Raw genomic sequence first — 14,320 nt, 5'->3', positions numbered from 1 at the left:
CTCCTTAATCGATAAAGCGCAAGTATTCGTTACACAGCAACCACTGGGGCGGCTGATCCTCTTCGATTTGGCTAAAGCGGCTGAGCGGCGTCAGGAAACGGTTATCGTTGTCGTCGTCATTCACCGTCGAAACCTCACCCACCAACACGTCGCCGAAACCTTCCTCGCCCCAAAAGCTGTGATAGATACCCGGCGTCAGGCAGATGCTTTCCCCCGGTGCCAGCCGCAGGCGTGAACCGGGGGCATGAGTCTGTCGGCAACCGTCCAGGGTCACGCTCACCGGGCTGTCGGCCAGCCCTTCCTGCTGATCGGCGTTATGCAGCTCGACGATCAGGTTGCCGCCACCGCGATTGATGATGTCTTCCCGCTTGCGCCAGTGGAAATGCATCGGCGTCACCTGTGCTTCGCGGCAATGCATGATTTTCTCCGCATAGCATTTGGCATAAGGTTGACCGCCGGGCGAACCGTTTCGCAACGTGAACAGCGTCAGCCCCTTGTGAGCAAAATCCTCGCCGCCGAACGCCGTGACGTCCCAGCCCAGCTTCAGGTCGAATACCTCCTGCCACGGCTGACGATCGAGCTGACGCCAAACGGTTGGGCTAAAGTGCGCAAAGGGCGGCAGATGGACGTCGAAGCGGGCAAAAAAATGCTGGGTTTGTTGCAGAATCTGGTTCACGGCGGAACGGTTCATATCGCCTCCGAAAGTGGGGATGAAATGAGGGGCCTGAGTAGCAGACCCCGCCGATAGCAGGTTATTTCACCGTCCAGCCTTTGTAGCTGCCGATATTGTTTTTATCGATCATGGTGACCGGGATCAGCACCGGCCCGGTTGGTGCGGGTTTACCCTGCAGGATTTCGTAACCGATCTCGACCGCCTTGGCTGCCATCACCTGCGGATCCTGTGCCGGGGTTGCCACAAACAGCGAGTTGCCGCGCTTGAGCGCCTCTTCGCCATCTGGCGATCCGTCTACGCCAACGATGAAGAACTCGCTGCGCTGCGCCTGCTTGGCGGCCAGATCGGCACCGATCGCCGTAGGATCGTTAATCGCGAATACGCCGTCGATCTTCGGATTGGCCGCCAACAGCGCGGTCATGATCTCCAGCCCGCCTTCACGGCTGCCCTTGGCGTTCTGGTTATAGGACAGCAGCTTGATCTCCGGGTGTTTCTTCAGTTCGGTCATGCAGCCTTCTACCCGGTTCTGTACCGCGGACACCGGTGGGCCGTTGATGATCACCGCGTTGCCTTTCTCTTTCAGGCGATCGCTGATGTATTTACAGGCCATGGCGCCGGCCTGGGTGTTGTCCGAGGTGATGGTGGCATCGGCACCTTCGGCCGCTACGTCAACCGCCACCACCACGATGCCGGCGTCTTTGGCGCGTTTCACCGCCGGGCCGATACCCTTGGAATCTGCGGCGTTCAGGATGATCATATCAACCTTGGCGGCGATAAAGTTATCGATCTGCGCCACCTGTTGACCGAGATCGTAACCGCTCGACACCAGCGTCACGTTAACCTTGTCACCGGCCAGTTCGCGCGCTTTCAGTTCCGCACCTTTGGTGATCTGCACAAAGAACGGGTTGGCCAGATCGCCCACCGTCACCCCTATCGATTTCAACTCTTTCGCCTGCACCAACGAAGCACTGCCGAGCGCGGCGGTAACCAGCAAAGCGGTAATCAATGGTTTGAAACGCATAGTGTTTTCCTCATTATTTTCTGAGATACGAAAAACCTGCCCCGGTGGGCGCCAACCAACCTTTCTTTCTCACTCAACCTTGCCCTATGGATTTCCAGTGGCAGCGAGTGCAAGTCACAACGCTGCGGCTTGAAAGAGGACGGGTAGATCAGTGTTGATAATTGCGGGTGCGGTACTTGTCGATTAACACCGCGATGATGATCACCGCCCCTTTGATCACCAACTGCCAAAAATAAGAAACGCCCATTAACGTCATGCCGTTGTTCAGGGTGGCGATAATCAACGCCCCTACCAGCGTGCCGGTAATGGTACCGATGCCGCCGACAAAGCTGGTGCCGCCAAGAATGACTGCGGCGATCGCATCCAGCTCATAGCCCATGCCGAGGTTGCCGTTGGCGCTGTAAAGCCGGGAGGCGCTCATCACCCCACCCAACCCGGACAGCAGGCCGCTCATGCCATAGACGAACAGCAGCACGGCACCGACCTTGATCCCGGTCAGGCGCGCCGCCTGCATGTTGCCGCCTACCGCGTAGATATGAACCCCCAGCGTGGTGCGGCGCAGAATGAACCAGCACACGGCAATCACCGCAAAGGCAATAATCACCAACCAGGGGATAGGCCCCAGGTAGGCGTTGCCGATCCATTCAAAACTGATATTGGAATTGATGATGGTGGTGCCGTCCGCCAACAGGTAAGCGGCACCGCGCAGTGCGGTGTAGGTACCGAGGGTGACGATAAACGGCGGCAGGCTGGCGTAAGCCACCAGAAAACCATTAAACAGCCCCATGCCCAAACCGGCCAACAGCGCCAGCGGGATCGACATTTCAGCCATGCCAGGCATCAGTGACACCGCCATCGCTACTACCGCGGTGGTGCCCAGCATCGAACCGACCGAAAGATCGATGCCGCCGGTCAGGATGATAAAGGTCATGCCCGCCGCCAACACGATGTTGATCGACGCCTGCCGGGCGATATTCAGCAGGTTGGCATCGGTAAAGAAATTCGGGGCAACAAAGCCGAAAACCGCGACGATCAGGATCAATATTGGCAAGATACCGACGGTTTGCATCATATCGCCCAACAGTGCCCGTTTCAGCGTCGGATTTTTTGCGCCTGGCGGCAATGGATTCGAAGTCATGGTCGGCTCCTTGAGCGTAGGGATGGAATTATTCATGCGGTAGTCGCCTGCGGTTGGGTGGTGTCAACGCCGGTGGCCAGCGTCATGATGTTTTCCTGGCTGATCTCACCGCCGCCCAGTTCCCCGACAATGCTGCCTTCGTGCATCACGTAAACCCGGTCGCTCATGCCGACCACCTCAGGCAATTCACTGGAAATCATCAGGATGGCCACGCCCTGCTGTGCCATCTGGCTCATGATGCGATAGATCTCGCTCTTGGCCCCCACGTCCACACCGCGTGTCGGTTCATCGAGGATCAGGATCCGTGGGCCAATGGCTACCCAGCGTGAAATCAGCAGCTTTTGCTGATTACCGCCGGACAGACCACCGGCCCGCACCTGAGCATGCGGCACGCGGATATTCAGCAGGCCGATAGCGTCACTGGAAATACGCTGCGCCTTGCGGCGATTGAGCAGGCCATAGCGACCGTCACGTTCCAGCGTCGCCATCACGATGTTTTCATGCGCGGCCAGATCGAGAAACAACCCCTGCTCCTTGCGGTTTTCGGTGAGGAAGCCGATGCCCAGAGCAATGGCATCGCGCGGCGAGTGGATACTGGCCGGCTTGCCGTCGACTTCCACCGTACCGCCACTGGACTTGCGCACGCCGAAAATCAGCTGCGCCAGTTCGGAACGCCCGGCGCCCACCAGCCCGGCAAGGCCGACAATTTCACCGGCGCGGACCTGAAGGCTGACCGGCTTCACCTTTTTGCCGTCAGTCAGGCCGTGCAGCGTCAGGCGAGGTTCCCCCACCGGGATGCCCTGTTCCTTATTGAACAAGTCGCTCAGCGGGCGGCCCACCATCATGCGCACCAACTCGCTGGCGGACAGCTTGTCGCGCATCAGGCTGCCAACATACTGACCGTCGCGCAGCACGCTGACGCGATCCGACAGCTCGTACACCTCCGCCATGCGGTGGCTGATATAAATGATTGCCATGCCTTCATCGCGCAGCCGTTTGATCAGCTCGAACAGTCGATGCGTTTCGCGTGAAGAAAGCGCCGCTGTAGGTTCGTCCATCACCAGAATGCGGCTGTTACGGTGCAGCGCACGCGCGATTTCCACCTGTTGCTGCTCGGCGATGGTTAATTTCATCACGCGATCGCCGGCGCTGAACTGCGCCCCCAAACGATCGATCACCTTCTGCGCTTCCAGCAACATCTGCCCGCGCTTCACCAGGCCGCCACGCTGGATCTCGCTGCCCAGAAAAATGTTTTCCGCCACCGTCAGATTCGGAGCCAAGTTCATTTCCTGGTAAATCAGCGTGATGCCTGCCGCCAGGGCATCTTTTGGCCCCTTGATGGCGAACGGCTGCCCATCGATAAAAATTTCCCCGCTGCTGGCGATATAAGCGCCGGCCAATATTTTCATTAAGGTACTTTTACCCGCGCCGTTTTCCCCCATTAGCGCGTGGATCTCACCGCGATACACCGTCAGGTTGACGCCTTTCAGCGCATAGAACTGACCAAAACTCTTGGCGATGTTGTGCATTTCCAGAATCGGGGTCGCGCTCATCGTCATACCTCAGGTTGCGGTTCGGATGGCATGCAGTTAACCACGCATAAATAAATGCAAAATGTCAGCGCCCGTTCATCTTTGTCATATTGTTAATGGGACGGGGATTTATACTGCGAACAGTCAGTTACGGGGGATTCGATGCGCAGACTGCCTTTCCTTGCCGGCGCGCGTGGGCGCCTGTTGATGTTCAATCTGCTGGTGGTGGCGGTGACGCTGATGGTCAGCGGCGTGGCGATCTTCGGTTTCTACCATGCGGGCAAGCTGCAGGAACAGATGCAGGCGCAAACCCTGGCAGAAATGAACGGCAGCATGGCGCTGAGCCGGGATACCTCCAACGTGGCGACCGCGGCTATTCGACTCTCGCAAGTGGTGGGTGCGCTGGAATACCAGAGCGAATCCGCCCGGCTGAAGCAAACGCAACTGGTGCTGCAAACCTCACTCAGCCGGCTGGCAGACGCCCCGTTGGCCCACAGCGAACCGGCGCTGGTCAAGCGCATCATCAGCCGCAGCAACGCGCTGGAAAGCAGCGTAACGCGCATGCTGGATCTGGGACACCAACGGCATCTGCAGCGCAATATCCTGCTCAGCGGGCTGTATCAGTCGCAGAGCACGCTGCGGCATATCGCCACCCTCAATCAGCGCAATAACCTTAACCAGCCCTCGCAGCCGCTGCTTAGCCAGATCGACCGGTTGCTGGCGATCGCCATACAGACCCCTACTCCCAAGGCCGCAGCCCAGCAGCTCGACAACGTTATGGCCTACTGGCCGCAACACAGCCCGGATGTCCTGGTAGACGAGAAAATGCGGCAGTTTCGGCTCAGCGAACAGCGCCTGCTGCCCGAAACGCTGGAGCTGGAGCAAAGCGACCTGGCCCTGGCCTATTACACCTACCATATCAAAGCGTTAGTCGCGATGCTCAACGACGATATCAACCTTTACGTGCAAAAGGTGGCCAACGAGTCGGAGCTGCGCACCCACCAGACCCATCATGAGCTCAGTTCCATAAGCTGGTTTATCGGCCTGTTCGCATTGCTGGCACTGGTGATTACCGGCTTCGCCGGACTGTATATCTACCGCAATCTCGGTTCCAACCTGACGGCGATCGCCGGTGCCATGACGAGGCTGGCGCGTGGCGAACGTGACGTCAGCGTACCGGCGCTGCAACGCCGCGACGAACTGGGCGAGCTGGCTCGGGCATTTAACGTCTTTGCCCGTAACACCGCCTCGCTGGAGCAGACCTCCCGCCTGCTGAAAGAAAAAAGCACCCAGTTGGAAACCACCTTTCTGGCGATGCGCGACGGTTTTGCGCTGTTTGATAACGACGGTCAACTGGTGGTGTGGAACCCGCAATACCCCGTGCTGCTGGGGCTCAACGAACACCAGCTGCACCGCGGCTTGCACTACCGCGAGCTACTGCAACAGGTTACGCCACCGGCGGGTCAACGTTGGGAAGCGGTGCTGGCCAACCTGTCTAGCGAACTGCCACAGCCGCAGGAACTGCGCCTGAGCGATGGTCGTACCGTAGAGCTACGCTTCAGTCCGGTACCGAACCGTGGCGTAGTCAACGTGGTGCTGGAACGCACCGAGCGCAAAGCGCTGGAAGAAGCGCTGCTGCACAGCCAGAAAATGAAGGCGGTCGGCCAGCTCACCGGCGGCCTGGCGCATGATTTCAACAACCTGCTGGCGGTGATTATCGGCAGCCTGGAACTGACCACTCAACAAACGCAGGACGCACAGACCGAACAGCGCATTATTCGGGCACTGAAGGCCGCCGAACGCGGCGCACAGCTTACCCAGCGGCTGCTGGCCTTTTCCCGAAAACAGGCGCTGCACCCGCAGGCCATCACGCTGCAATCGCTGGTGGAAAATTTGCAGGAGCTGTTGCGCCATTCACTGCCCAGCACGCTCTCGCTGAGCATCGAGGCACAGCGCCCTGGCTGGCCTGCCTGGATCGATGCCAATCAGTTGGAGAACGCGCTCATCAACCTGGTGGTCAACGCGCGGGATGCGATGGAAGGCCGCAGCGGCGTGGTGAATATTCGCATCTACAACCAACGGGTGGTGCGCAGCGGCGGCAAAAAGCAGGACATGGTGGCGCTGGAAGTGATTGATACCGGCTGCGGCATGTCGGAAGAGGTGAAGGCTCAGGTGTTCGAACCCTTCTTCACCACCAAGGCGGTAGGCAGCGGCAGTGGCCTGGGGCTGTCGATGGTTTACGGCTTTGTCCGCCAGTCCGGTGGACGGGTCCAGATTGAAACCGCGCCGGGCAAAGGCACGTTGGTGCGCCTGCAGCTCCCGCGAGCGCCTACGGCGGCGATAGAGGAAGTTCCCGCCCCGCAGCTCGAAGAATGCAAGAACACGGATAATCTGGTGCTGGTACTGGAAGACGAAAATGACGTTCGCCATACGCTGTGCGAACACTTGCACCAGCTCGGCTACCTGACGCTGGACAGCGCGGACAGTCAGGAAGCTTTGGCGCTGCTGCGCCAGACGCCGGATATAGACATACTGATCAGCGACCTGATGCTGCCGGGCGAACTGGACGGTGTGCAGGTGATTGGGCTGGCGCGAGAGATTAACCCACTGCTTACCGCCTTGCTGATCAGCGGCCAGGACATCCGCCGTCAGCACGAAGAAAATCTGCCAAACGTTGAACTGCTGCGTAAGCCTTTCAGCCAGAGGCAACTGGCGTTGGCGCTGCAACGAGCACGACGTTCAAACGCGGACGGCGACGCAATTCGGAGGGAATGAGGCGATTTTTCGCCTCTGATTCGTTATTATGCCGCCCTGCTTTTGATGAATAAGCGTGCCAGGTGCACGCCCAGCCAGGGATAACATTATGCTGTGGTTTAAGAATTTGATGGTTTACCGTTTGAGCCGCGAAGTTGCGCTAAACGCGGATGAAATGGAAAAACAGCTCAGCGCTTTTGCTTTCACCCCGTGCGGCAGCCAGGACATGGCGAAAACCGGCTGGGTCTCCCCGATGGGCTCCCACAGCGACGCATTGACGCATGCGGTTAACGGCCAGATCGTCATCTGCGCACGTAAGGAAGAAAAAATCCTGCCGTCGCCGGTCATCAAGCAAGAGCTGCAGGCCAAAATTGAACGCCTCGAAGGCGAGCAGCACCGTAAACTGAAGAAAACCGAAAAAGACGCGCTGAAAGACGAAGTGCTGCACAGCCTGCTGCCGCGCGCCTTTAGCCGTTTTAACCAAACCTTTATGTGGATCGACACCGTTAACGATCTGATCATGGTTGACGCCGCCAGCGCCAAGCGCGCGGAAGATACCCTGGCGCTGCTGCGCAAAAGCCTGGGCTCTCTGCCGGTAGTGCCATTGACCATGGAAAGCCCGATCGAGCTGACGCTGACCGAATGGGTGCGTTCAGGTGAGCTGCCGGCCGGCTTTATTATTCAGGACGAGGCGGAACTGAAAGCGATTCTGGAAGACGGCGGCGTGATCCGCTGCAAAAAGCAGAACCTGATCAGCGATGAAATTGCGGTACATATTGAAGCCGGCAAACTGGTAACCAAGCTGGCAGTGGACTGGCAAGAGCGCATTCAGCTGGTGCTGGCGGATGACGGCTCGTTGAAGCGTCTGAAGTTCGCCGATACGCTGCGTGAGCAGAATGACGATATCGATCGTGACGACTTCGCCCAGCGTTTTGATGCCGATTTCATCCTGATGACCAGCGAATTGGCGGCGTTAATCAAAAACACCATCGAAGCTCTGGGTGGCGAAGCCCAGCGTTAAGTACACAAAGGCGCAAATCGCTGCGCCTTTGTTCCACATGAGTAGCTTCGCAACACAGATAGCATACCCAAATTAATTGGAGTTGCAGCTAGGCGGCAAGTGCGGGAATCCCCAGGAGCTTACTCAAGTAAGTGACTGGGGTGTGCGTATGCAGCCAACAACGCAGCAGCTTCAAGTAAGAAGGGTATGAATTACTTGCTCAAATAACGGCACAGATAAGCGGTTGCATCGGCAACCTGCAGGTTGAACTCACTGTGGCCCGGTACGAAGAACTTCTCACCCGGCATAAACACCTGCCAGTCCGGCGAGCCCGGCAGCAGGACTTTCAACGCCCCGGTAATCACGGTCATTTCTTCCGGCTGGGCGGTGGTGAAGGTGTACTCACCCTCTTCCATCACACCGACGCTGGTAAGGCCGATGCTGCTACTATCGAAACCGATAGACTTCACTTTTCCGGCAAAATACTCGTTCACTTTCAGCATAGACTGGCACCCGCGTAATCAACTTTATGGGAAATCCATATTGGGGGATTGTGGTTGATCTGTCACTGGTTTTTCACGCGAAATGCGATCGCGACGCAGAGTAAAATTCTGCCGGGCAATGGCTCCTCAGCCTGGCACTCTGGATCCGCTGATAAAAACGCGCCAGACAGCCGCTGTCATTCGCCAGACTAAGGATTTATTCTATATTAAATCAGTTAATTAGCTCAGCCGCCAACTTGGCGACCAGCACGTTGGACAGCAGCACCGGTCTTTCAAGCCGCGCCTGCAGGAAATCGCGATGCTGGCGGTGATAGCCGATGCAATCCAGCACAACCACCTGCGCCCCTTGTCGCTGCAACTCACTTGCCGCCCGTTCCAGCACCGCGTCGTCCGCCAGATAGGGACTGGCCACGGCGAAACAGGGCGGCGTCGCCAGCCGTTGCCATTTGCCTGCTTGCTGGCTGATTTGCTCCGCTACCGGCACCACAATGCCGACCCGATGCTGGCTGACAATGGCGGAAATCAGCGGCGGAATAATGCGATCCGGCTCCAGCAACAGCGCGCGTTCGGCGTGCAGTCGGCCAAATTCTCCGGTGCATAGCGGCAGGATCACTTCACAGCCCTCGGCTTCCAGCTCACGGATTTTCTGCTGCAATCCCTTTTCGACCCGCGAGGCGCCCAGCCTCACCTGCGTACCGTCCAACAATCGTGAAACCAGCACCTTCTCACCGGCCATAGGAGCGTAGCCTTGGTCAATCTGGCCGAAGCTCAGTCCATCCAACAGCCCGACATGCCTCACCTGATCCGCGGGCAGAAAAGCCGACAGCAGCGGCATGATGTCGTTACGCGGCGCCTGGCCGATAGTCAGCGTGGCAAATGAGGCATTCATCCGGTTATTTCCTTTTTTGCAGGTGGCTGAGGCTGCCGTACAACGCCAGAAGCTGCGCGTATTCATCGGCCTGGTAAAACTGGCAGGTACCGCGCCCGAACTCTTTCGCCACTTCCACCGCAAACTTCACGGTCAGCGCAATATCCACTTCATGGCTGGCACCGGTACCGCAGCCCGGCACCACCGACTCGGTACAGATCGCTACGCCAACCACCGGCGCAGAAGTCGCGGTGGAAGGTTGCAGGATGCTGTTCAGGTGATGCACCCCATTGCCGTACGGCGTTATGTCCTGCGTGGTGATCGGGAACGTCACCGCCGGACGACCGCTGGTCATCTCCATAATCCGCAGCAAGTCTTCCGCCACCCGCAGGATGTAGCCTTCTTTCACCGTCGGCGACAGCGCGTAACCTTTGTGATTGATGATGCGGTTGCCTTTGGTAGTGTCGATAGACAAGATTGCATCGGCTTCCGCCACCACTTCATTGTCGTTCATCGTCACGTCGTCGATTGGCGAATCCATAAAATCGACCGGATCATGCGGGCGGGTTGGCGCGTCAGGGCAAATATGGGTAGTGATAATGACATCCCCCGGCAACACGTCCCCTTTACGCTGCATTTCTGCCAGCTTCAACGCGCTGGCAATCGCGGCAATTGCCCCGTCGCCGTCGGACACCAAGCCGATGCGCGTAGGCCGCGCACCGATGCCGCCCAACCGGCCGACAATGCCCAGGGTTGGCGCATCCCCACCCTGGTTTTTACCGGCGCTGCCGGGGATATCGATGCGCACGAAATCGGTGGCGCCTTTCGGTCCGCTGGCACGCAACGTACTGGCCCGGATGCCGGGATAAGACGCAAACAGATCGACGACGTCCTGACCGCTCACGTAGGCATTATCTATTAATTCAAAAACCTGCAGCGTTTGTTGCAAACTCATAATCGGCTGACCTCACAATTTAACCGGGGGGTTATTTCCCTTTGCTGGAAAAAATCGAATTGAAAAAGTTGTACAACGCGTCACCGGCAATAAAACCGGCCGCCATGATCTCCATCGGCGTGCGGCCCTTGTCGCCCCAGCGACGGATAATCAGGATGCGCAGCGCAATGCCAAGGAGCACCGCCCACCCCGCCAACGCGTTGTTGATCAGCAGGCCCGTAGCTAACAGCACGCCGAGCTGGCGTTTGGGCCCGCCAATCAGCTGCACGATGGCCCCGGGAATGGCCCAGATCAGCAAGCTGAAGGCAATGCCCGGCTGAGCGCCCGCCTCGATGGTTTTGGCGTACACCCGCGCTACCGGTGGGATCAGGTCCTGCAGGAAGTAGCTGCTGTAAGCGAAGTACACCACCGGGATGGCAATAACAAAGGCGATCAAGGCGGCAAACAGTTGAATGCGACGCCCCAACAGCTCCTGCTGCAAATCTTTGCCGTAGCCGCGCAGAATAAAGCCGGCTTTCAGATCAAACCCCATGTCGGCAAACGCCGGGCCAGTGGCGGCAGTAAACCCGGTCAGCACGCACAGTGCCACCGGCGGAAAACCAATCAAAATGCCGATGATCAGGGTGATCAGCGCCACCGCAAAGGCCGGGAACCAGCCAGAGTGCATGGCGGCGATACCGACGATCAACTCATGCACAAAGGCGGCGAACGCGGCATAAATAACAAACAACACCAGCATGGTCAGCGACATCTCGCTATACAGCCCGCCGGCCAACGCCAGCAACGCAGCGATAACGATATAGCCAACGGCTCCCAGCCCCAGCGCCTTGCTGACTTCGCTATCTGCCTGGCTGTAACCGGCTGCGTCGACGTTTTTGCTACGGATCACCTGCACCACCTGGATCAACGCCACCAATCCGGCGCCAACCATTACCCCATGAGGAATAAAATGCGCATTGATGTCGAAACCCGCCATAGGTTCTGCGTAGGCGCGCAGCAGCAGGCCGACGCCAAACATCCCCAAAGCCCAAATATTGCCGATAAATGCGGTGCCGAAGGCCGCCATCGGGATTTTAAGCATCGACCCGGCGATCCCCACCGCCACGCCCACCACCAGTAACCAGGCCTGTTTGCCCCCCCGATCGCCGGCCTTGATGGCTTCCGCCGCCGCAACGCCAGGCGGCCAGGCGTTGGCGGCAGGAAAGATTTTGGTGTCAAACATGCGATACAGCAGATAGGCGTCAAGCAACATTGCCACGGCCACACCGCAAAACATCGGCAGGATCAGCTGCGGCTGCCCCATCACATAAGGCACGGCAATTGGCATCAGCAATGAATTGGCAGCGCCAAAGGTGGCGGAGGAAATCACCGTTTGCGCCAGGTTTTGCGTATGTACCGATCGATAACGCTGGAACATTTGCAGCGGAATGCGCGCCAATAGCATCGCGAACAGCGCCCCGATGATCGACGTATTGGGGGTCACGCCCAACGTAGTGATTAGCTGCACACCGATGATCGCCCCAACGATGGACAGAATCACCATCACCAGCAGCGTACCGATATCTTTCAACGGATTTATGGTGGTATTGGATTTCATAGAGTCAATTTCCCTGAATATTCGCTGGCGCATGGCAAAGGTCATTTTTCGGCGTCAGGCTGCCGTCGTAGTTCCGGTATTTGGAACTACGATTTGAATTAATAATTTTTTGACCCGTAACCTTAAGTGAAATAACTAACGAATTCCCTGGTGTTGGCTTTCATTAATTACTCCGTGCTAGCAGAACTATTTCGATGCGTTATTTGATCTGTTGCCAATAATCATCACCGAACTTTTCCGCTAATTGCCGAGATACCGTCATCAACGCTTCTAATACGGCAGGAGAAAACGGTTGTTCGTCCGCTTGGGTGGCAAAGGATAAACAGAGCCCCACCGTCTCATTGCGGTGTTTGTTGGTCACCGCTGTCGCCAACGAACTGATACCCTGCAAGGTTTCGTTACGCGCCAGGGACCAGCCCTGCCGCCGAATCTGCGCCAGCTTGCTCAACAACGCATCCGGCGATTGCGGGGCATTGGGCGAAGCCACACGGTAACCCGCGGCATAGCGCGCAATAGCCTGTTCATCGCTGTCACGCGCCAAAATTGCCCTGCCCACCGACGTTTCCGCCGCCGGTGAACGGCTGCCCGCCGGCGTCACTACCTGGAGGAAGTGACGGCCCGGGAACATGCGCATCACCATGATCTCCTGCCCCTCGAGCACCGAAACATAACCCGTGCAGCAAGTCAGTTGACTGAGCTGCACCATGCTGGCCGCCACGCTGTCCACCAGCGGTGTCGACAAATAATGGCTGGAAACCGATAACAGCAAGCGACCGATTTTATACAGCTTGCTGTCGGGATCGCGCTCCAGCATGCCCTGTGTTTCCATGGTCTGCAGCAGGCGCGATACGGTACTTTTCGGCAGCGCCAGTTGGTTCACCACATCGCTGAATGAAATACCGGGTTGTCCGTGCATCATTCGTTGTTGTGAAAATAACTTTAATACCGCTGCGGCATTTTCCAGGGTTGTCATGGCACGCCTTGTTCCACTATATGGAACTTAGTTCCTGTTCGATAATTAGAAACTAAAACTCGCACAACTTATCGTCAAGCAGTTTATTTTTTACGCTGCGGAAAATTAAAGAGAATGATGCTTTTGAAAATAAAATAGCGGAAAGATCGCCAAAGTCATGAGGGAAATTAATTTGCACATCTACTTAAGCTGGGGGAAATATCAGCACAAGCTGCTGAAAACGCCATTCACCTGAGCAAACAAAATACGCTTTGCCGCCCCAGAATCAGAAGCGAGCGTTATGCAGACTGAAATCGATCGGCACAATTAACTCCACCACACCGTTATAGAAAGTGTCGCCCGGCAGCGTAGGCAAAACGAAACGCGTCTTTGGGGTAACGTTTAAGGCGGTTGAGACGACTACGCCTGCTGCAACAACATCAGCATATGGCGTTGAAACAACGCCTGTAACTCGGAATTGGACATCTCTTTTCCCAGAAGTGAAACACCCATAGGGGCGATAAAAATCACAAAATGATGATCAATAAAAGACTGGAAAACAGAGACTATAGCGGTAAAAACAAGAAACCGGCTTTACGCCGGTTTCTGAGGGATAACGGTTAGTCTTCCAACGCAGGGTCCTCATAGCGGTGCTTGGCATCCAACGCTTCCTGCTCGGTTGCGTGCTCGCTGAGCAGCGTATTGGGTTCTATATCGTCGGTGCGCACCTCGAAACGGTGCATATGCAAGCTGGGATCGCCCCGGTCAACGGCGACCACTCGGGCGGTTCTCGGATAGCCTGGTCGGTTATTTTCGCGCATGTTGATCTCCCGTGTGATTCCACAGGATTAAGTATAGCAGCGCGATTTATACCGACATGCGTGACCCCAGATCGCGATCGGCGTGATCGCCTTCCAGCAGTTGCGTCAGTTCATCGCAGGCGCAGATTTTGCCGTCACGTACGGTGAAATGCGCCAGCACCTTAACCAGACTAAGGCTGCCATCGCGCTTTTCCACCCGCACCCTATGATGCGTCAACACCGAATCGTCCTGTCCGGCAATGGCGACCATCTCCAGCGTCATGCTGCGAGTCAACTGCTTGAGCAACGCCATGTGTTGCACAAACTGCATGTAGTCCAGCGTCTTGCCGTCCACCTGTTGACGGTAATCCGCACTGAAAAGCTCAGCGATCAGCGTCGGCTGATGTTGCGGGGCGGCGACAACCTTTTGCAAGGCATCGAGCACCAGGGCTGTGGGGGTTTTCGGGGTCATGGTTGATCTCCAGAAGTGAATGACGCGGAGATCATAAAACGAACAAGGCATGGCA

The 14,320-nt window shown here is 57.2% G+C and carries 13 protein-coding genes; 2 read left to right on the top strand and 11 right to left on the bottom strand.

Going from position 1 to position 14,320, the window contains the following annotated elements:
• Positions 1–4: 4 nt before the first annotated feature.
• From AC1RKC_RS22455 to AC1RKC_RS22440, 4 genes are all read right to left on the bottom strand, one after another.
• Positions 5–691, bottom strand: coding sequence for a D-lyxose/D-mannose isomerase (locus AC1RKC_RS22455; RefSeq protein ID WP_261287328.1), 687 nt, complete (start codon positions 689–691; stop codon positions 5–7).
• Positions 692–752: 61 nt separating this feature from the next.
• Entirely contained in the window at positions 753–1,694 is a 942-nt protein-coding gene (locus AC1RKC_RS22450; protein WP_261287329.1) for an ABC transporter substrate-binding protein, read from the bottom strand.
• A 148-nt stretch (positions 1,695–1,842) separates the two neighbouring features.
• Positions 1,843–2,832, bottom strand: a complete 990-nt coding sequence (locus AC1RKC_RS22445; RefSeq protein WP_493092523.1) for an ABC transporter permease subunit — start codon at positions 2,830–2,832, stop codon at positions 1,843–1,845.
• Positions 2,833–2,864: 32 nt separating this feature from the next.
• Positions 2,865–4,385 carry a sugar ABC transporter ATP-binding protein gene (locus AC1RKC_RS22440; protein ID WP_020825437.1) on the bottom strand — a complete coding sequence of 507 codons (1,521 nt, stop codon included), beginning with the start codon at positions 4,383–4,385 and terminating at the stop codon, positions 2,865–2,867.
• A gap of 141 nt (positions 4,386–4,526) precedes the next feature.
• Between AC1RKC_RS22440 and AC1RKC_RS22435 the strand changes: the two genes are divergently transcribed.
• Both AC1RKC_RS22435 and rdgC read left to right on the top strand, forming a co-directional pair.
• Positions 4,527–7,139 carry an ATP-binding protein gene (locus AC1RKC_RS22435; protein WP_115059883.1) on the top strand — a complete coding sequence of 871 codons (2,613 nt, stop codon included), beginning with the start codon at positions 4,527–4,529 and terminating at the stop codon, positions 7,137–7,139.
• An 88-nt stretch (positions 7,140–7,227) separates the two neighbouring features.
• The gene (gene rdgC, locus AC1RKC_RS22430) at positions 7,228–8,139 is read left to right on the top strand and encodes a recombination-associated protein RdgC (RefSeq protein WP_020825435.1); all 912 of its coding nucleotides are present in this window, start codon (positions 7,228–7,230) and stop codon (positions 8,137–8,139) included.
• A 191-nt stretch (positions 8,140–8,330) separates the two neighbouring features.
• On the opposite strand, the gene ppnP is transcribed toward rdgC, so the two are convergent.
• The 7 genes from ppnP to AC1RKC_RS22395 form a co-directional block, all read right to left on the bottom strand.
• Complete coding sequence (gene ppnP / locus AC1RKC_RS22425; RefSeq protein ID WP_020825434.1) at positions 8,331–8,621, bottom strand: pyrimidine/purine nucleoside phosphorylase; 291 nt, start codon at positions 8,619–8,621, stop codon at positions 8,331–8,333.
• 211 nt (positions 8,622–8,832) lie between these two features.
• Positions 8,833–9,510: an AroM family protein gene (locus AC1RKC_RS22420; RefSeq protein WP_493092522.1), complete on the bottom strand. Its 678-nt coding sequence runs from the start codon at positions 9,508–9,510 to the stop codon at positions 8,833–8,835.
• A gap of 4 nt (positions 9,511–9,514) precedes the next feature.
• Complete coding sequence (locus tag AC1RKC_RS22415) at positions 9,515–10,444, bottom strand: DUF1177 domain-containing protein (RefSeq protein WP_046374380.1); 930 nt, start codon at positions 10,442–10,444, stop codon at positions 9,515–9,517.
• Between the two features lie 31 nt (positions 10,445–10,475).
• A complete protein-coding gene (locus AC1RKC_RS22410; protein ID WP_020825431.1) occupies positions 10,476–12,041 on the bottom strand; it encodes an OPT/YSL family transporter in 1,566 nt (521 codons plus the stop codon).
• 199 nt (positions 12,042–12,240) lie between these two features.
• The gene (locus tag AC1RKC_RS22405; RefSeq protein WP_115059891.1) at positions 12,241–13,014 is read right to left on the bottom strand and encodes an IclR family transcriptional regulator; all 774 of its coding nucleotides are present in this window, start codon (positions 13,012–13,014) and stop codon (positions 12,241–12,243) included.
• A gap of 599 nt (positions 13,015–13,613) precedes the next feature.
• Positions 13,614–13,814 (bottom strand): YaiA family protein, encoded by a 201-nt coding sequence (locus AC1RKC_RS22400; RefSeq protein WP_020825429.1) that lies wholly within the window; start codon positions 13,812–13,814, stop codon positions 13,614–13,616.
• A 46-nt stretch (positions 13,815–13,860) separates the two neighbouring features.
• Positions 13,861–14,265, bottom strand: coding sequence for a nuclear transport factor 2 family protein (locus AC1RKC_RS22395; protein WP_020825428.1), 405 nt, complete (start codon positions 14,263–14,265; stop codon positions 13,861–13,863).
• Positions 14,266–14,320 lie beyond the last annotated feature (55 nt).

It is taken from the genome of Serratia sp. GW822-FHT06E05 (genome assembly GCF_058799445.1).
Note: the sequence above shows the minus strand (reverse complement) of the source record. Positions and strands in the feature narration are given on the sequence as shown.